This is a genomic window from Nocardia otitidiscaviarum (assembly GCF_007362295.1).
Taxonomy (GTDB): Bacteria; Actinomycetota; Actinomycetes; order Mycobacteriales; family Mycobacteriaceae; genus Nocardia; species Nocardia otitidiscaviarum.
Map to the genome: position 1 here is coordinate 1,789,761 of NZ_CP041695.1, position 18,898 is coordinate 1,808,658.

The window sequence follows — 18,898 nt, forward strand, 5'->3', positions numbered from 1 at the left end:
CCACCCGGTCCGTGATCAGGGGATGACGACCGGTTCGGGGTCGGCTGCCGGGTCGTCGGCCCAGCGGTGACCGGCCTCGCGCGGGGTGATGCCCGCATCGGTCCACGCGGTGAGCAGTTGCGCGACCTTGCTGTGCATGGTGGTGCGCAGGCGGTCGAAGGACGTCTCCGGGACGTCGTCGACCTGGCCGAGCAGCAGCCACCACGCCCAGGCCACGGCCCCGGCATTGGCGACGAAGTCGGGGAGCACCGGGATGCCGCGCGCGGCGAGCATGGCCTCGGCCTCCGGCGTGGTGGCGGCGTTGGCGGCCTCGACGATGACGCGGGCCTTGACGTCGAAGGAGTTGTCGGGGGTGATCGCGTACGAGATCGCCGCCGGGACAAGGATATCGACATCGGCGGAGACGATCGCGGTGCGCGGCAGCCGCTCCACATCCGCGGGCAGCCGGGAGCGGTCGATCTCGCCGAAACCGTCGCGCAACTCCAGCAGCGCCGGGATGTCCAGGCCGTCGGGGCGGTGCAGGGTTCCGGCGGCGTCGGCCACGGTGGTGACCCGCATGCCGGCCTCGTGCAGGTAGTAGGCCGCCGCACCGCCCATGGTGCCGACACCCTGAATGGCGACGGTGGTCTCGGCGGGAGCCCGACCCCAGGAGACGGCGGCGGCGAGGCAGGCGTGCGCGACGCCGTAGCCGCCGATCACGTCACCGAGTGCGAATCCGCCCTCCACGCGAGCGTCGAGCCCGCGGCGGACGCGCTCCAGAGTGGCGGCCGGATCGGCGGCGCGCCGAATGGCGGCGTGATAGCTCTGGCCCAGGCCGAGCCGGGCGAACACCTCGTCGATCAGGTGCTGCGGTACGCCCAGATCCTCCGCGGTCACCCAGTGCGCGTCGATCCACGGCCGCATGGCCGCGCAGAAGCGCTCCAGCACGTGGGGTGCGCGCGGATCCTTGGGGTCGAAGTCGATGCCGCCCTTGGCGCCGCCGATCGGCAGGTCGAAGGTGGCGGTCTTGTTGGCCATGCCGCGCGCCAGATCCTCGACCTCGCTCAGCGTGCAGCCCGCACGCATCCGGGTGCCGCCGGTGGCCAGGCCCGAGCGCAGGGTGTGGACGACGAGGTAGCCGACCGCGCCGGTGCACGAATCCGTCCACTGCATGCGCAGATACGGTTCGGGGCGATGTGGTGCGGGGGCGACCGGCGCCGGAGAGATGGTCGGAACCGGCTGTGTCGTCTGCGGGACACCTCCGCCCGGGTTCTGCATTGTCGTCATGACGAACCACCTCCTCGTCGTGCTCGTGTCGGTAACCACCGCCTACAGGGAACGCCGCGTCGCGTAATCGGGAGTCCGGGCGGTGTGATCACTCACCCGACAACTCGCGTGCCACCAGAGTGCGGTCCCGGCTGCCCGCGCGTCCATTTACGGTTCGTTCACGGGAGTATTCAGCGTTCCTGCACAGCATTTAGGCTCGGTCCCATGGACCTGTCTCTGCCCCGGCTGCGGATGCTGCGCGAATTGCACCGCCGCGGCACGATCACCGCGGCAGCGGCCGCCCTGCACTACACCGCGTCGGCGGTCTCGCAGCAGCTCGCGCAGTTGGAACGCGATGTGGGCACCCGGCTGTTCGAACGGCGGGGGCGGCGCGTGCAGCTCACCGACCTCGGGGTGGTGCTCGCCGAGCACGCCGAGGAGATCCTGACCTCGGTCGAACGCGCGACCCAGGCGCTCGAGGAGGCCGGTGAATCGGTGACGGCCAAGCTCACCGCCGGGGTGTGGGCGTCGGTGGCGGCCGGACTGCTGCCCGACGCGCTGACCGCGTTGGCCCGCACCCACCCGGGGATTCTGGTGCGGACGCGGGAGCTCGCGCCGGAGGCGACCGCCGCGGCGGTGCGCGACGGCGCGCTCGACCTGTCGTTCGTCATCGACTACTCGAACTATCCGACGACGTGGGACAGCGGGTTGCAGCGCACGGTCATCGCGGTCGAGCGGCTCTATGCGGCCGTGCCCGCGGGGGCGGTGCCGTCGGCCAGCGTCACATTGGCCGAACTGGCCGAACACCCGTGGATTCTCGCGCCCGCGCGATCCAATTTCGGGCATGCGGCCCGGCTGGCGTTCCAGGCCGCCGGGGTGGCGCCGCGCATCGACCACGAGGTGGAGGAGCAGGCGACGGCCCTGGCCATGGTCGCGGCCGGTCTCGGCGTCACCCTCGTCTCCGACCTGGGCTTGGCCCTGCGCCCACCGGGCGTGGACATCGTCGCCCTCGGCGACGCCCTCACCCGCACGGTCTCACTGGCCTACCGCACCAACACCGCCCGCCGCGCCGCCCTCCTGCTCGTCGTGGACGCGATCCGAACGGCCGCGGCCGAGAAGGGCCTGGGCGCCGACAGCGCCCCACCCGACACGGAACCCGCACCCCCGCCCGTATCCAACGGCAAGGGACTCCGCCTCGGCTGATCGACCACTCGCCCGGTCACGGATTCGGGCGTAGATATCCGTTGTCGACGCGTGCCATGACGGTCTCGGGTTCGAGAGCGTCACGACTCCGCGGCGGCGGCCTGCTCCAGGGTGGCGAGGTCGATCTTCTTCATGGATTCGAGGGCCTTGTTGACGCGGTCGGCGCGGGCGGGGTCGGTGGGGTCGGCGAGTTCGTAGTAGCGCTTGGGGGTGATTTGCCAGCTGACGCCGTACTTGTCTTTGAGCCAGCCGCAGGGGCCCTCCTGGCCGCCGTCCGCGGTGAGGGCGTTCCAGTAGTGGTCTACTTCGGCCTGGTCTTCGCAGTCGATCATCAGGGAGATCGCCTCGTTGAACGACCAGTCCATCTTGCCGCCGTTGAGGGCGGTGATCCGCTGGCCGTTGAGTTCGAATTCGACCAGCATGGTGTCGCCCGCCTTGCCGGGGAAGGCGTCACCGTACGGGACGACCGAGGTGATCTTCGAATTCTTGAAGATGGCGGTGTAGTAGCGTGCGGCCTCCTCGCCCTCGTCGTCGAACCAGAGGCAGATACCGATTCCACTCATCGTGACCGTTCCTTACTCGGTGCTCGGGTAGGTGCTGTTATGAGTTCGGACGGGTGGGGAGTCCGAAAATCATCGCTGGGCGGCTCGGTCGACGAGACCGCATCGCGCTATCTCGTGCTCCGGAACCCGGTCGATGCGGTAGGCGGCGTAGTGCGGCGACCGGTGGATATTGCGCAGGAATCGGTCCACGGTGAGCGGGGCGCGGGTGGCGGCCAGCGGGTCGCGGGTCTCGGGGCAGGTCAGGGCGGTGGCGATGCGGGACACCCAGCCTTCGTCGATGAAACCGGGCAGCTCGGGATGTCTGCTCGCCATGCCCGCGTCCACGACCGCCCAGTCCGCGTCGAGGTTCTTGTCGTGGCCGATCCGGGCGTCGGGGAAGCGGGCGGTGTGGGCGGCGAGTGGATAGGCCAGACCCATGGGGTCGATGACGCGGATGTGGAGGGGCATGTTCATGCTGATCATGCCGAGGTTCATGTAGTACACGGTGTGCCCGGCATCGCGGATCGGGCTGGGCGGTACGACGTACCAGTGTCGGAAGGACGGCGTATTGATGAGCAGGCCGCCCTCCGGGCTGGCGGCGATATCGCCGACCATGGCGCGGATGCGCGGATAGTCCAGATAGTCCTCGGCTCGGATCGGGTGGTCGTGGCCGGTGGTTCGGACGTAGTACAGCCGCTCGTCCGCGATACCGGACGCGGTGATCCCGGACTCGGATTCGATCGCGGTGACGCCGGCCGACCACAGTCCCCAGCCGACGGTGACGGCGAGAGCCGCCGACAGCGCGGGGGAGACGCGACGTGGTTCGGTTCGCGCGGTGGCGGATTCGAGCGGCAGCATCATGACGGGCAGCAGCAGGCAGAACAGCGGCGGCAGCAGCGTGCGGCCGTGCATGAAGTCGCCGCCGACGCGAATCTGATAGGCGAGCAACAGAATTCCGCTGCCGACCAGGAGAGCGACCACGGCGGCCGGAGTGCGCAGCCGTGACCGGTATCGGCGCACGCGTTGGCGCGGCTCGGGTTTCGCTGCGGCACCAGGCCCGGTGCGCACCGCCAGGAACGCGGCCGCCCCCAGCACCACCAGGGGCACCCACAGCCAGTACGGACCGATCAGATTCCAGAGATAGTCCACCCCCTGCCGCCACTTCGCCCCGCCCGCGTCCTTGGCGACGGCCGTGTTGGGGTAGGGCAGACCGTAATAGCCCATGCGCCAGATCTGGTAGGACACTGGCACCAGGCCCGCCGCCACACCGATCAGCGCCCGGGATGCCCACGGCCGCAACCGCATTTCCGGCAGCGGAGCGCAGCAGATCATGAGCAGCGCCAGCGCGCCCACCACCGCCAACTCCGGGCGCACCAGGGGCGCCAGCCCCGCGAGGAAGGACAGCGCGAACACTGTTGCCGGAGACGGCTTGTCAGCCTGTGACCAGCGAATCATGCACCACCACAGCAGGGCCAGCCAGCAGATGACGAGGCTGGACTCCAGACCGGAGGTGGCGTAGTCGCGGGCCGGTGGCACCGCGATGTAGACGACGGCACCGGCGGGCAGCAGCAGCCGGGATCCGCTGCCCCACAACCGCGCCGCGCCCAGCATCGCGACCATCATGGCCGACGCCGACAGGCTCAGCGCGAGGCCGAGTACCACATACTCCAGCCGCACCTGCGTCAGCCAGCCGAAGAACCAGACGAGGTAGGTCCAGGCGGTACTGGTGTTGACCTCGACGCGCTCACCGGCGTTGAAGACCGGCCCGTTGCCGGCCAGCAGATTGCGGACCGTGCGCAGCACCGTCAGTCCGTCGTCGGCGATCCAGCGCCGCTGCCAGCCGCCGATCACGAAAAGCGCGGTGGCGATCGCAATTCCGATGATGGTCAGCGTGCGAGACGGTCGAGCCGGGATGCGGGCAGGGCCGGAGTCGCCGCGGTCCACCGCGGGTACGAGGGTGATCGTCACCGGCCACCGCGTGCCGTACGGGAGCCGATCGCACCCCCGCCGCGTGGCGACATCCGCCGTGGCAGGTCGCGCATGGATCTCCCCTCATCGATACGGGCGAACTGTATCGCGCGGTCCGCGCCGGATCCCACCCCCGAATCCTGGGGTCTGGCGGACCGAGGCTGGCCCGTGGCGGACGGTCGCCGTCCACCCTCATCGTTCGCGGATGAAACGAAATCCTCGGTCGCTCAGATGATCTGGAAGCGGCCGCCGGAATGGGTGGCCACTACCGGGGAGGACCCCATGACCCGAACTCTGGTACTCGTTGCCGCCGCGGCCAGCACCGCATTGGCCCTCACCGCCTGTGGCAGCGACGGCGCCACCGATACGGGTTCCGCAGCATCGAGTACGGCTTCGGCACCCCCGTCGACCACCGCCTCGGTCGGTGCGACCACCGCGCCGGTCGTCAAGCCGACCGAACCCGTGGCTGACCCGACCGAGCCCGTCGCCGAGCCATCCACCCCGGTTGCCGAGCCGACCGCGCCCGAAACCTCGGCCGCACCACCACCGCGAGCGGAGCCCTGTGCCGAGGTCGACCGGGAGTACCTGATCACCACCTTGCGTATGACGGGGTCGCCGAAGTATCCCCTTGCGGATCTGGAGCAGGTCCGGTGCAGCGGCAACTTCGCCTCGGCGCAAACCACTTTCGAGGGTTCACTGCACCCCGTGATGTATCTGTTCGAGTACGCCGAGCAGGGCGGCAACACGCACTGGCGTGTCATCGATCTCGGTGAAGGTTTGGACTGTGTGAACCGGCACGGTGTTCCCGCGGACGTCGGCCGTGCCATCGGTTGTGGCGCGTAGCCTCGGCGACCGGATCGAGGGTGACCGCATCGAGGGCGGCTCCATGTCTCGGTGCCGCCGTCGACGGTGCTCACGCTTGTGATTCGCGATGGGCTTCGCCGCGTGCGTCCGGGTCCGCGCGGCGGAGTAGGCGGGCGATGAGGGGGACGGTGGCGACCATGATCAGCAGGCGGATGGTTTGCACGCTGGTGATCAGGGGCATGTTGGCGCCCATGCCCTCGCCGGTGGCGAGGACGGCGTTGATGCCGCCCGGGGTGGTGGCGAGGTAGAGGTCGGAGAGTTTCAGGTCGACGCAGCGCGACAGCAGGGAGGCCAGGGCGGTGACGGCGGCGGAGAGGGCGGTGACGGCCAGCAGGATGCCGGGGATCATGCGGGCCATCTCGGTGATGACCGCGCGGGTGAAGCGGGATCCGACCTCGAGGCCGATGAGGATGAACAGCAGTTCGCGCAGCAGGTTGGTGGGGGCGTAGCCGTGACTGTGGCCCAGTGCGGTGAGCGCGGCCGTGACCAGCATGGGGCCGATCAGGCTGGGGCTCGGGATGTGCAGTCGCCGGCCCAGGCGGATGCCGACGACGCTGAGCAGCACGGCGGTGCAGAGTCCGGCGATCTGGTCCCCGCGGCCGACGATCATCCAGTGCGGCAGTTCGGCATTGGTGACCCGGCTGGCGAGCCGGACGGTCTGGCCGCCGGTGTCGTCATCGCTGAGCAGCGCGGTCACCAGTGGTGCGCTGACCGCGACCAGCATGACGCGCAGGTACTGCATGAACGCCACCTGTCGGGGATCGGCGTCGAGTTCGTCGGCGCAGGACACCACCGCGGCCGACCCGCCCGCCAGCAGGCCCAGGACGGCGGTGGGCAGCGCGACCCTGGTGCAGCGCGCGAAGAGCAGCGCGACCAGCACGCTCACCAGCAGGGTGGCCGCGGTGACGCCCAACACCGGCAGCATGGCGGTGCCGATGGCCGACAGCAGCGGCAGTTCCAGATAGCTGCCCATGAGCACGCCCATCAGCGCCTGCACGCCGACGAACACCTGCCGGGGCAGCGGTCGGGGCAGTCGCCCGGTGAGCGCCAGTCCCGCGCCCGCGGTCAGTCCGAGGACCATCTGCGCGGCCGGGAAACTCACCCGCTCCAGTAGTTCGGCGAGGGCGAGCAGCACCGCCAGCAGTGCCGCCCAGACGACGGCGTGACCGTGTACGCGGCGGACCGCGTCGAATGTGCCGGTGAATTTCATAGCGGAATCCGCCCAACCTGTTCCCAGGTAATAGCGGTGATACTGTTCGCGTCGTTGAAAACCGTTCACCCGCTGTTTGTTCGGAGGTCGGCTTATTTCGCCGAGTACGCGGAAACGGTACTACCGAACAGGAGTTTCTGTCCAAGTGGAATGGCTTGAATCCGGAGTTGTTCGCATTTAATCTCATTGCGAACGAATTAAACGCCCGAATTGTCGAATTGGGTGAATGAATCGAAATCGGCCCAATCTAAGTAGCTGAGTATTAGCTGATGGGGAAGTCCGTCGGCTGTGCGGCGGGTCCGATCCGGGCCTCGTGCGGATGTTTCCGACGGGTGACACCCTTGAATCGCCTCTTGTAGAACTCTACGAACTGCCGGTCCGTGACCGCCGTGGTCTTCGGTCTTCCATCTCTAGCTGATCGCAGGCGGTGTGCTGTGTACTCCACGGAAGAGTTTGCAACAGCGAGGAGTAACCGTGACCGCACAGATCCGAGAGCAGAACATCCAGGAGCTGGAACGCGCCTGGATGGACGAGGCGATCCGGTTGGCCACCAGTAGCGTGGCGAACGGTGGCGGTCCGTTCGGTGCGCTGATCGCCAAGGATGGCGAGGTGGTCGCCATCGGGCACAACCAGGTCACCTCGACGCTGGATCCGACGGCGCACGGCGAGGTGACCGCCATGCGGGCGGCGTGCCGGGAGCTGGGAACCTTCTCGCTGGAGGGCTGTGTGCTGGTCACCTCGTGTGAGCCCTGCCCGATGTGTCTGTCGTCGGCACTGTGGGCCAGGGTCGACCGGATCGTCTACTCCGCCGATCGGCACGATGCGGCGCTGGCCGGATTCGACGACCGCAAGTTCTACGATCTGTTCGAGAAGAAGCCGGAGTCGATGTGGCCGACCCGGATCGAGCAGCTGGATCTGCCGAATCGGACGGCTCCCTTCGACGCGTGGCTGGCCAAGGCCGACCGGATCGATTACTGATCCCGGTTCCGGGGATATCGGTCACCGGAATATCGCGAACGCCGAGGCGGCGGACGACCCCAGGGTCGTCCGCCGCCTTCGCTGTATCACGCGAAAGTTTACATCGCTATCGAAAGTGGTTATGGCGCAGGAGAATACGAATGTCGTCCTGGGTTGTAGAACTCTACGAAATGCCTGTCCCGGCCGGTGATCTTCTTCGTGCCTTCCGTCTCTGTCCGCCGCCACCCGTTCCCCGGTGTACTGGCTCACGCAGGTTGAAGCTTGAAGCAAGGGAATCCTCTTGCGGGACAAGGAGTTTTCATGGCGGTCCAGCGCAGGCACACGATGTACCACTCGACGGTCGTCGATGCCGATCCCGATACCGTCTGGGCCGTGGTGCGCGATGCGCTGCGGGTGGTGGCGATCGTGTCCGGCGCCGCCGCCGAGAACGTGCACTGGGTCGGGGACGGTGGGCCCGAGCGGGTTCCGTCGCAGTACAACTTCACGCTGACCTTCAGCGGTGGCCTGGTGCAACAGGAGGTCGCCGGACGCGACGAGGTCCGGCGGTCGCAGACCTACCGCTCCATCGAACCGACCATGGGCGTGCAGCGCTATCTCGCGACCATCCGCGTCCGCCCGATCACCAACGACCCGAACCGCTGCTTCTTCGACTGGACCCGTGAGCTGACCATCGCCGAGGACGCCGACACCGAGGTCGTCGAGACGATCATCGCCATGATGGCGAAGCAGACCGATGCCATCCGTGACCATTTCGCGCGGAACTAGCGGAACCAGCAGCGGCGACAACGCGAAGAACGAAGGGAACAACCGTGACTGAGACGTCGTCCGGTCGGCACATCGATATCGCCTGGCCCGAGCTGGGTATCATCGTCACCGCGGAACTCGACGGCCGCAATCCGGAACTGGCCGACGCGCTGTGGGAGGCGCTGCCCTATCGGAGCCTGCAGGGACACGCGCTGGTGGCGGGCGAGCACCTGTACCACGTGGCGCCGATTCCCTCGCTGCTGCATCTGCCCGCGTCCACCCGGATCGCGGATCGGCGCGAGGCTCCCGACGGCACCGTATTCTGTTCCGCGCTACAGCATCTGGGTATCAAGTACGGAACACTCACCGAACCCATGCCCGCCACCCCGGTGGGCCGGGTGCGGGAGGCGGATATGCCCGCGCTGGCCGCGGCCGGGCAGGCCGTCTGGGAGGCGGTCTACGCGACCAAGCGGACCATCCTGGTGGAGGTCCGCCGGGCGGGAACCGCGGGCGGCCACCGCATTCCGCATCTGACCGCCGTCGAGCCCGAGGCGAATCGCCTCATCCACGATGTGCACGCCGCCACCGAGCGGGCCTGGCTGACCGTGCCGCCGGAACTGGCGGATCTGCACCGGGGCTTGATTCCGTCCGGAGCCGGAAGCTTCGAAACCGTGCTGCCCACAGTACTTTTCGTCAATGGCGAGACGCGGCCGCTGGGGTACGCCAGCTACGGCGGGCTGGTCCGGGGTGCGGTGCAGGGTATGCCCATGGAGTCGCTGCGGCAGATGGCGCGACTGCTGGTCGGCGTTCCGGCCGAATTCCTCGGCTACTGCGGGCTGGAGCGGCTGTGGGACTTCACCCAGCGCTTCCTGGCCTGCCTGGACCGGCTCGACCGCGACGACTTCCTGGCGGTGGCGAGTCAGCTGGCCCTCTACGTCAACTGCCTGGGCGGCTGGAATCTGCACCTGTACCCCTGGGACACCGGAGATCACCTGCGGCAGTTGCGTCCCGCTCAGGCCGGTCAGCAGTCGTGAGCGGGCTGCCCGAGCGCACCGATGCGCTCATCATCGGCGGCGGCGTCATCGGTACGGCGGTGGCCGGCCAACTGGCCGCGGCCGGTGTCGGAACCGTACTGCTCGAACGCGGTGCGCTCGGATCGGGTGCGTCCGGGACCACGGCGGGCGTGCTGCGGACCTATTTCCCCGGCAACGACCTGATCAGCGGTATGGCCGTGCGCAGCCTGATGGCCTACCACGAGTTCGGCGCCCGTACCGGAACCGATATCGGCCTGCGGCAGACCGGCTTTCTGGTGTTGTTCACCGAGGAACACCAGGTGGCGGACTTCCGGCGCACGCACGCCGCGCAGCGGGCCGCCGGGGTGCGCGTCGAACTCGTGACCGCGGCCGAGGCGGCGCGACTCAACCCGCTTGTCGATCCGCGCACCGTGCTGGCGGCCGCCTGGTCGCCCGACGCCTACGCCTGCGATCCGGCGGCCATCGTGCGCGGGTATGCCGGAGCCGCCCAGCGGGCGGGCGCACTGCTGCACACGAATACGCCGGTCACCGGCATCGATCCCGACGGCCGGGTGCATACGCCCGCGGGCAGCATCCGGGCCGACACCATCGTGTGCGCGGCGGGCCCCTGGGCGGGTGCCGTCGCCGCCATGGCGGAGGTGTCGCTGCCGGTGACCACCTATCCCGTGGAACTGCTGCTCACCGCCGCACCCGCCGAAATCCCCACGCTGCCCATGACCCTGCACCCGTCCGGCCTGCGGATACGCGGGTGGGGTGATCGCATTCTGGTCGGCATGGGTCGTCCCGAGCCGGGCGAGGCCCGGGCAGGGTGGCTGGACCGGGTGACCCGCCGACTCGCCTCCACCTTCCCCGCACTCGCCGGGAATCCGCTGGAGCCGGGATGGAGTGGTGATCTCGATGTGAGCCCGGACGGCATGGCCTTCCTCGGCCGCGATCCCGCTCGCCCTGTCGTCTACGCGGCCGGATTCTCCGGTCAGGGCCTGTGCCAGGCGCCCGCCGCCGCGGAGCTGGTCCGCGCTCTCGTCCTCGGTGAACGGCCCTGGACCGACCCCGCCCCGTTCACCACCGACCGCTGCCGCGCCCACACCGCCGGTTAGCCACCCACACCCACGGTAGGTCCGATGCCCGTGGCCGGACAGCCATCGCCCGCCGCGACCGGATAGCACAGAAAGAAGCCGCCATGATTGTCCTGGGGTGCAATGGATTCACCCGCGTCTCGGAAGTCTTCGCCGAGCGGTTCGGTGCGGTCGGCACCGATAAGCACTATCTGCTCGGCCACGATGCCGGGGCCGCCCTGCTGGTGGACGGCGAGGTGGTCGCGGCCGTGGAGGAGGAACGGTTCAACCGGGAGAAGAAGACCAGCGACTTCCCGATCAACGCGGTGACCTGGTGCCTGGAACAGGCGGGCGTGCGGTTCGCCGATATCGACCGGATCGCGATCCCGTTCGACTTCTCGCCGCGGGTCCTCGACGAGATGCTGTCGGGCATCGTGGCCGCGCCGCTGACGCCGACGGCGAAACTGGACCTGCTGGCCGCTATCGGCGCGCTGTACACCGAGGTCGTCGGCCATGAGGCGATCGCGGCGGATTTCGCCGCCCGCACCGGCCACACGCCCGCGCCGGAACAGTTGGTTTTCGTGCCGCACCACCTCGCCCACGCGATGACCGGGTACTACGTGGCGGGTATGCGCGATACCGCCTTCCTCATCAGCGACGGTCGCGCCGAAGTGCTCTCGACGCTGATGGGGGAAATCCGCGGCGGCCGCATCCATCTCTTCGACGAGACGGCGATCGGCGCGGAGTATTCGATGGGTCTGCTGTTCAGCGCGATCACGCGTTTTCTCGGATTCGTGCCCAACAATGACGAATACAAGGTCATGGGTCTGTCCGGCTATGCCCGGCCACCCGTGCCGAATCCGTTTCTCGACGAATTCGTCGCACTGCACCCCGACGGGCGCTACAGCTTCGCCCGGCCGCTGGAGACGGACGATCCGCGCGGTCTCGATCCGCTGTTCGAACGGTACTTCGGTCCATTCGAGGACACGCTCGAGTACCAGGCCCGGGTGGCCGCCGCCGCACAGGAGATGCTGGGCGTCGTCACCGCCCATCAGGTGCGCGCGCTGGAGGCCAAAACCGACCTGAATCACCTGCTGTTCGAGGGTGGCGTGGCGCTGAACTGCCTCAACAACACGCCGCTGTTCGAGGGCTCCCGATTCGACGATATGGCCGTGAGCTTCGGCGCCAGCGATACCGGCGTCGTCATCGGGGCCGCCGTGCACACCTGGCTTCGGCACCGTGCGCCGGGCGCCGGGGGCACCGCGCCATCCGTAACCCCTTATCTGGGACCGGAATTCGGCGATGCGGCGATCGAATCGGCACTGCGGCAGCGCGGTGACCGGGTGGCCTGGACCCGCCTCGACGACGACGAGATCGTCGATCAGGTGGCGAAGTTGCTCACCGAGAAGGTCGTCATCGGCTGGTACGAGGGCAGGCTCGAACACGGTCCGCGCGCCCTCGGGCATCGCAGCATCCTCGCCAACCCGCGGTTCCCGGATATCAAGGACGTCATCAACACCCGGGTCAAACACCGCGAACCGTTCCGCCCGTTCGCGCCGATCGTGCTCGAGTCGGATGCGCCCGCGATCTTCGACATGGGGCGCAAAACCCGTTCTCCCTACATGACTTTCGTCTTCGACGTGCGGCCCGAGTTCCGGGACCTGATCCCGGGGGCGACCCATGTGGACGGCACCTCGCGGGTGCAGACGATCACCGATCGCGACACCCCGCGGCTGGCGGCGCTGCTGCGCCGGTTCACCGCCCTGACCGATGTGCCGTGCCTGATCAACACCTCGTTCAATGTGGCCGGCGAGCCGATCGTCTGCTCCCCGGCCGACGCGTTGAACTGCTTCCTGGGTACGGAGATCGACTATCTGGTGCTGGGCAACCACCTCGTCACGAAGCTATGAGCGTCGAATCCGGGGTGGCCACCACCCTGCTGCTGCTCCGGCACGGTGAGACCGCGCTGACCCCGCAGCGGCGTTTCTCGGGCAGCGGTGGCGATCCGGCCCTGTCGGATGCCGGGCGGCGGCAGGCCGAGGCCGCCGCCCGGTCGCTCGCGGCGCGCGAGCCCGTGCACGCGGTGGTGTCCTCACCGCTGCGGCGCTGCCTGGAGACCGCCGAGGTGCTGGCGCGCCGGCTGGACCTGCGGGTGCTGGTCGAGCCGCGGCTGCGGGAGGCGGATTTCGGGGACTGGGAGGGGCTGACCTTCACCGAGGTGCGCGCGAACCATCCGGATGAGCTGGCGGCATGGCTGCGCTCGCCGACGGCGGTGCCGGGCCGTACGGGTGAAACCCTGGCGGCGGTGGCCGAGCGGGTCCGCACGGCGCGGGACGCGCTGCTGGCCCGGTATCCGGGGCAGACCGTCCTGGTCGTCTCACACGTCGCGCCGCTGCGCACCCTGATCCGGTTGGCGCTCGGCGCGCCGCCCGCGTCGCTGTTCCGTATGGAACTCGCGGCCGCGTCGCTGTCGGCGGTGGCCTATTACGGGAACGGGAATGCGTCGGTGCAATTGCTGAACGACACATCCCACCTCCGGTGAACGCAACGACGCGTTTACCGTGAGAAACATTGCCGCCATATCCATTTGTGCGATCCATCGACGCGGAGGGGGATCGGCGGCACGTCTGTCGGAGATTCCTACAGACTGTGACGGGCCTTACTCGATCGGCTTGACCCGGCGGCCCGCCGCAACGTAGTTTCAAGCGCACCGACTCGTGAGCGGCTGAAAGGAGGCGATGTCGGATGTCTGCCCTCTCCGATCTGCGCCGCCTCGCTCACCGGACCGTCTGGGTCCCGGGTCGCGTCGCACACGGCTGCTGAACAGCCCATCTTCCGGCGCGCACGTAGGTGGCCCCGGTTTCTTTTCGATCTTCTGTCATCGCCCGCGGCAGGTCGCCGCGTGTGGATACGCGCTCCGGGTTCGCGAGCGGCGTCACCGAAACAGAAAGCTCCTGAAATGGCGACTAGGATATTCATATCGACCATGCACCGAAATGAGGTAGTGCCATGGTAGAGGCGCGGATCACGGTCAACGGGAAGTCCACGCCGATTTCCCCGGCCGCACCCCATACGACGGTTCTGGATTTCCTGCGGGAGCGCGGCTTCACCGGGAGCAAGGAAGGCTGCGCCGAGGGCGAATGCGGCGCGTGTTCGATTATGGTGGCCCGACCGGGCGTGGAACAGCCCACCGACTGGGTGGCCGTCAATGCCTGCCTGGTGCCGGTCGCGGCCCTGGACGGTCAGGAGATCGTCACCGCCGAGGGGCTCGGCACACTCGACGCGACCGGAGCGCCGACCGAACTGCACCCGGTGCAGCGGGAGATGGCGGTGCGGGGTGGTTCGCAGTGCGGGTACTGCACGCCCGGATTCGTCTGCAGCATGGCCTCGGAGTACTACCGTCCCGGCCGCTGCCCGTCCGCCGCGCCCGCCGTCGCTGAAACCGCCGCCGATTCCACCGCCGCTGTCGCGGATTCCGCTGCGGCCGAACCGCACTCGCACGACGGCGAGCACGGCCCCAACGGCTTCGACCTGCACGCGCTGAGCGGAAACCTCTGCCGCTGCACCGGATACCGTCCGATCCGGGACGCGGCCTTCGCGCTCGGCGCACCGGATGCCGACGACCCGTTCGCGCGCCGCCGGGAGCAGGCCGCGCCCGCCCCGGTCGCCACCGAGTACACCCGGGACGGACGCACCTTCCGGCGACCGGCGAGCCTGGCCGACGCGGTGGGGCTGCTGCGGGAGCGGCCCGACGCGGTCCTGGTCGCGGGCAGCACCGACTGGGGTGTGGAGGTGAATATCCGGGCGCGGCGCGCGGAGTACGCCATCGCCATCGACCGGCTGCCCGAATTGCGGGAGCTGCGCGTCGAGTCCGAGCACATCGAGATCGGCGCGGCGGTGCCGCTCACCGAGATCGAACGCCGCCTGGACGGCCGGGTGCCGCTGTTGGCGGAGTTGTTCCCGCAGTTCGCCTCCCGGCTCATTCGCAACAACGCCACCCTCGGCGGCAATCTGGGTACCGGTTCCCCCATCGGCGACAGCCCGCCCGCGCTGCTGGCGCTCGGCGCGTCGGTGGTGCTCGCCTCCGTGGACGGGGAGCGGGAGGTCGACCTGGCCGACTACTTCACCGGATACCGGCAGAGTGTGCGGCGGCCGGACGAGCTCATCCGGTCCGTGCGCATCCCGCTGCCGCTGGCGCCGGTCACCGCATTCCACAAGATCGCCAAGCGGCGGTTCGACGATATCTCCAGTGTGGCGGTCGCTTTCGCGCTCGAGCTCGAGGACGGGACGGTCCGCGCGGCGCGGATCGGCCTGGGCGGCGTGGCCGCCACCCCGATCCGCGCCCGCGACACCGAGGCGGCCCTGGTCGGGCAGCCGTGGTCGACCGACACCGTGGAGCGGGCCGCCGGAGTGCTCCAGGCCGAGGGCACACCCATGAGCGATCACCGCGCCAGTGCCGAGTACCGCGCCGCGATGCTCGGCCAGAGTCTGCGGAAGCTGTACGCGCAAACCACCGAGGCGGTGCTGTCATGAGTCATCTGTCCGAACGCCCGGAGAAGCCCGTCGTCGGCGTGCCGCTGCCGCACGAGAGCGCGTCGCTGCACGTCACCGGGACCGCGCTGTACACCGACGATCTGGTGTACCGCACCAAGGACGTGCTGCACGCCTATCCGGTGCAGGTGATGAAGGCGCACGGCCGCATCACCGCCCTGCGTACCGAACCCGCGCTGGCCGTGCCGGGCGTGGTGCGCGTGCTCACCATCGCCGATGTGCCCGGCGTCAACGACGCCGGGATGAAGCACGACGAGCCGCTGTTCCCGGACGAGGTCATGTTCCACGGCCACGCGGTGGCCTGGGTGCTGGGGGAGACCCTGGAGGCGGCCCGCGCGGGCGCGGCGGCGGTCGAGGTGGAACTCGACGAGCTGCCCGCCATCGTGACGCTGCGGGAGGCGATCGAGGCCGAGAGCTTCCACGGGGCGCGGCCCACCATGATCCGCGGCGATATCGAGGCGGGGTTCGCCGCGTCGGCGCACGTCTTCACCGGCGAATTCGAGTTCAAGGGCCAGGAGCACTTCTACCTGGAGACGCACTGCGCCCTGGCCCAGGTCGACGAGGCCGGGCAGGTGTTCATCCAGAGCAGCACCCAGCACCCCTCCGAAACCCAGGAGATCGTGGCGCATGTGCTCGGCCTGCACAGCCACGAGGTGACCGTGCAGTGCCTGCGCATGGGCGGCGGCTTCGGCGGCAAGGAGATGCAGCCGCACGGGTTCGCCGCGGTGGCGGCGCTCGGCGCGAAGCTGACCGGACGCCCGGTTCGATTGCGGCTCAACCGGACTCAGGACCTGACCATGTCGGGTAAACGGCACGGCTTCCACGCCTCCTGGCGGATCGGTTTCGACGCCGACGGCCACATCCAGGCCCTGGACGCCACCCTCACCGCGGACGGCGGCTGGAGCCTGGACCTGTCCGAACCCGTGCTGGCCCGCGCGCTCTGCCATATCGACAACACCTACTGGATTCCGCACGCGCAGGTGGCCGGGCGCATCGCCAAGTCGAATACGGTGTCCAACACCGCCTTCCGCGGCTTCGGCGGTCCGCAGGGCATGCTGGTGATGGAGGACATCCTGGGCCGGTGCGCGCCGCTGCTCGGACTGGATCCGGCGGATCTGCGCGAACGCAACTTCTACCGGCCGGGACAGACCACGCCGTACGGGCAGCCGGTCGGGCAGACCGACCGCATCGGCAGGATCTGGCACGAGGTGCGCGACACCGCCGACTGGACGCGGCGACAGCACGAGATCGCGGAATTCAATGCCGCGCATCCGAACACCAAGCGCGCCTTGGCGCTCACCAATATCAAGTTCGGCATCTCGTTCAACCTGACCGCCTTCAACCAGGGCGGTTCGCTGGTGCTGATCTACAAGGACGGCTCGGTCCTGGTCAACCACGGCGGCACCGAGATGGGGCAGGGCCTGCACACCAAGATGATGCAGGTCGCCGCGACCACCCTCGGCATTCCGCTGCACAAGGTGCGGTTGGCCCCCACCCGCACCGACAAGGTGCCCAACACCTCCGCCACCGCCGCCAGCGCCGGCGCCGACCTCAACGGCGGCGCCATCAAGAACGCCTGCGAACAGCTGCGATCGCGGCTGGAGCAGGTGGCCGGGTCGCAGCTGGGCGTGAACGCCTCGGACGTGCGCATCGTCGACGGCGTGGCGCGCGCCCTGGGCAGCGATGCGGAGCTGGACTGGGACACCCTGGTGCGCACCGCCTATATGCAGCGGGTGCAGCTGTCGGCCTCCGGCTTCTACCGGACCGAGGGATTGCACTGGGATGCCAAGACCTTCCACGGCTCGCCGTTCAAATACTTCGCCTACGGCGCGGCCGCGACCGAGGTGGAGGTGGACGGGTTCACCGGCGCGTACCGCATCCGGCGCGTGGACATCGTGCACGACGTGGGCGACAGCCTCTCCCCGCTCATCGACATCGGCCAGGTCGAGGGCGGATTCGTCCAGGGCGCGGGCTGGCTGACCCTGGAGGACCTGCGCTGGGACACCGGCGACGGGCCCGGTCGGGGACGGCTGCTGACCCAGGCGGCGAGCACCTACAAGCTGCCCAGCTTCTCGGAGATGCCCGAGGAATTCAATGTCAGGCTGCTGCGCGACGCCACCGAAGAGGGGGCGGTGTACGGCTCCAAGGCGGTCGGCGAGCCGCCGCTGATGCTGGCGTTCTCGGTGCGAGAGGCACTGCGGCAGGCCGCGGCGGCGTTCGGGCCGGGCGGGGTGAGTGTGGATCTGGCATCGCCCGCGACGCCGGAGGCGGTGTACTGGGCCGTGCAGGCGGCGCGGGCGGGCACCGGGCAGGCAGCTGCTCGTGCGGTCGGTCGGGTCGAGGGCGGTCCGTCCGCTGACGGACTGGCGGTGGCCGGGCCGAACGGTCGCGGCGGCAGCCGGGGCGAGCCGAAGTCGGTCGGCGACGGACAAGCTGGCAACGGCAATGGCGGCCGGAGCCGACATGGCGACGGGTCGCCCGTCGACGGTCGGCCCGGCACCGATCGCGCCGCGGCGGGCAACGGCCGCTCCGGCGCGAACGGGAATCCGGCCGATGCCGACGGGAATCCGGCCAATGCCGACGGGAATCCGGCCGATGTCAACGGGAATCCGGCCGATGCCGATGCGGACGCGCTCAGCGGTGCCTGAGATGACCTGGGTCGCCGCGGTCGCGCGGTTGCGAGCCCGCCGGGAACCCGGTGTGCTGGTGACCGTCGCGACCGTGCGCGGCCACGCGCCCCGCAAGGCCGGTGCCAAACTCGTGGTGGGGCGCGAGCACACCTGGGGGTCGATCGGCGGCGGCAATATCGAGGCCGTCGCCATCGATCGGGCCCGCGAACTGCTCGTGCCCGGTGCGGAGCCGGAGCTGATGGAATTCGCGCTCAACGACAAGGTCACCAACCGGCACGGGGTGCAGTGCTGCGGCGGCACCGTCACCGTGCTGCTCGAACCGCTGCCGGTGGTGCCCGCGGTGGCGATCTTCGGCGTCGGGCACGTCGGGTGGGAGCTGGCCCGCATCCTGGCCCGCCACGAACTCGATCTGCATCTCGTCGACACTCGCCCGGACCAGCTCGCCGAGGATCGGCTCGGTGTGCTCGCGGACGCGGTGGCGCAGGTGCACGTGCACCACACGCCGCTGCTGCCCGAGGAGGTGCTCGCCGAGCTGCCGCCCGGGACGCACGTCCTGATCATGACCCACGATCACGCCGAGGACGCCGCCCTGTGCGACGCCGCCCTGCGCCTGCCCGAACTCGGTTCGATCGGATTGATCGGATCATCGGCCAAATGGGCGCGTTTCCGCCAGCGCCTGGCCACCGAGGGCGGGCACGACGCCGCCGCCATCGACCGGATCACCACCCCCATCGGCCTGCCCGAGATCACCGGGAAGGAGCCGGCCGTCATCGCGGTGAGCGTGGCGGCGGATCTGCTCCGCGCCTTCGACAATGATCGCCGCGCCGACAGTCGTGTTGCCGGAATGTGAAAAGGTCTGCGAAACAACAGTTTT

At 69.2% G+C, this 18,898-nt stretch carries 15 protein-coding genes; 11 read left to right on the top strand and 4 right to left on the bottom strand.

What is annotated here, in order from left to right:
- Positions 1 to 15: 15 nt before the first annotated feature.
- On the bottom strand, positions 16 to 1,266 hold the full coding sequence (locus FOH10_RS07600; protein WP_143980189.1) for a Glu/Leu/Phe/Val dehydrogenase dimerization domain-containing protein: 1,251 nt from the start codon (positions 1,264 to 1,266) through the stop codon (positions 16 to 18).
- Positions 1,267 to 1,470: 204 nt separating this feature from the next.
- Here FOH10_RS07600 and FOH10_RS07605 point away from each other — a divergent pair, with 204 nt between their 5' ends.
- Positions 1,471 to 2,448 carry a LysR family transcriptional regulator gene (locus tag FOH10_RS07605; RefSeq protein ID WP_029929622.1) on the top strand — a complete coding sequence of 326 codons (978 nt, stop codon included), beginning with the start codon at positions 1,471 to 1,473 and terminating at the stop codon, positions 2,446 to 2,448.
- Positions 2,449 to 2,528: 80 nt separating this feature from the next.
- Here the strand turns inward: FOH10_RS07605 and FOH10_RS07610 are convergent, their stop codons facing one another.
- Together FOH10_RS07610 and FOH10_RS07615 are read right to left on the bottom strand one after the other, a co-directional pair.
- Entirely contained in the window at positions 2,529 to 3,011 is a 483-nt protein-coding gene (locus FOH10_RS07610; RefSeq protein ID WP_143980190.1) for a VOC family protein, read from the bottom strand.
- Between the two features lie 69 nt (positions 3,012 to 3,080).
- Positions 3,081 to 4,958 (bottom strand): arabinofuranosyltransferase AftB family protein, encoded by a 1,878-nt coding sequence (locus tag FOH10_RS07615; RefSeq protein WP_143980191.1) that lies wholly within the window; start codon positions 4,956 to 4,958, stop codon positions 3,081 to 3,083.
- Between the two features lie 282 nt (positions 4,959 to 5,240).
- Here FOH10_RS07615 and FOH10_RS07620 point away from each other — a divergent pair, with 282 nt between their 5' ends.
- Positions 5,241 to 5,801: a hypothetical protein gene (locus tag FOH10_RS07620; RefSeq protein ID WP_143980192.1), complete on the top strand. Its 561-nt coding sequence runs from the start codon at positions 5,241 to 5,243 to the stop codon at positions 5,799 to 5,801.
- Positions 5,802 to 5,871: 70 nt separating this feature from the next.
- Here FOH10_RS07620 and FOH10_RS07625 read toward each other — a convergent pair whose 3' ends face one another.
- Complete coding sequence (locus tag FOH10_RS07625; RefSeq protein ID WP_143980193.1) at positions 5,872 to 7,032, bottom strand: AbrB family transcriptional regulator; 1,161 nt, start codon at positions 7,030 to 7,032, stop codon at positions 5,872 to 5,874.
- Between the two features lie 474 nt (positions 7,033 to 7,506).
- Here FOH10_RS07625 and FOH10_RS07630 point away from each other — a divergent pair, with 474 nt between their 5' ends.
- The 9 genes from FOH10_RS07630 to xdhC all read left to right on the top strand — a co-directional run bounded on the left by FOH10_RS07630 (position 7,507) and on the right by xdhC (position 18,874).
- The gene (locus FOH10_RS07630; RefSeq protein ID WP_244961755.1) at positions 7,507 to 8,010 is read left to right on the top strand and encodes a nucleoside deaminase; all 504 of its coding nucleotides are present in this window, start codon (positions 7,507 to 7,509) and stop codon (positions 8,008 to 8,010) included.
- A gap of 300 nt (positions 8,011 to 8,310) precedes the next feature.
- The gene (locus FOH10_RS07635; protein ID WP_143980194.1) at positions 8,311 to 8,775 is read left to right on the top strand and encodes an SRPBCC family protein; all 465 of its coding nucleotides are present in this window, start codon (positions 8,311 to 8,313) and stop codon (positions 8,773 to 8,775) included.
- Between the two features lie 44 nt (positions 8,776 to 8,819).
- Positions 8,820 to 9,788 carry a cucumopine synthase-related protein gene (locus FOH10_RS07640; protein ID WP_143980195.1) on the top strand — a complete coding sequence of 323 codons (969 nt, stop codon included), beginning with the start codon at positions 8,820 to 8,822 and terminating at the stop codon, positions 9,786 to 9,788.
- A complete protein-coding gene (locus tag FOH10_RS07645; protein WP_143980196.1) occupies positions 9,785 to 10,885 on the top strand; it encodes an NAD(P)/FAD-dependent oxidoreductase in 1,101 nt (366 codons plus the stop codon). Before FOH10_RS07640 ends, FOH10_RS07645 begins: the two co-directional genes overlap by 4 nt.
- 83 nt (positions 10,886 to 10,968) lie before the next feature.
- Positions 10,969 to 12,753, top strand: coding sequence for a carbamoyltransferase family protein (locus FOH10_RS07650; RefSeq protein WP_143980197.1), 1,785 nt, complete (start codon positions 10,969 to 10,971; stop codon positions 12,751 to 12,753).
- On the top strand, positions 12,750 to 13,385 hold the full coding sequence (locus FOH10_RS07655; RefSeq protein ID WP_143980198.1) for a histidine phosphatase family protein: 636 nt from the start codon (positions 12,750 to 12,752) through the stop codon (positions 13,383 to 13,385). Before FOH10_RS07650 ends, FOH10_RS07655 begins: the two co-directional genes overlap by 4 nt.
- A gap of 467 nt (positions 13,386 to 13,852) precedes the next feature.
- The gene (locus FOH10_RS07660) at positions 13,853 to 15,376 is read left to right on the top strand and encodes a xanthine dehydrogenase small subunit (RefSeq protein ID WP_143980199.1); all 1,524 of its coding nucleotides are present in this window, start codon (positions 13,853 to 13,855) and stop codon (positions 15,374 to 15,376) included.
- Positions 15,373 to 18,042 carry a xanthine dehydrogenase molybdopterin binding subunit gene (xdhB, locus tag FOH10_RS07665; RefSeq protein WP_221937940.1) on the top strand — a complete coding sequence of 890 codons (2,670 nt, stop codon included), beginning with the start codon at positions 15,373 to 15,375 and terminating at the stop codon, positions 18,040 to 18,042. Before FOH10_RS07660 ends, xdhB begins: the two co-directional genes overlap by 4 nt.
- A 1-nt stretch (position 18,043) precedes the next feature.
- Positions 18,044 to 18,874, top strand: coding sequence for a xanthine dehydrogenase accessory protein XdhC (gene xdhC / locus FOH10_RS07670; RefSeq protein WP_143980200.1), 831 nt, complete (start codon positions 18,044 to 18,046; stop codon positions 18,872 to 18,874).
- Positions 18,875 to 18,898 lie beyond the last annotated feature (24 nt).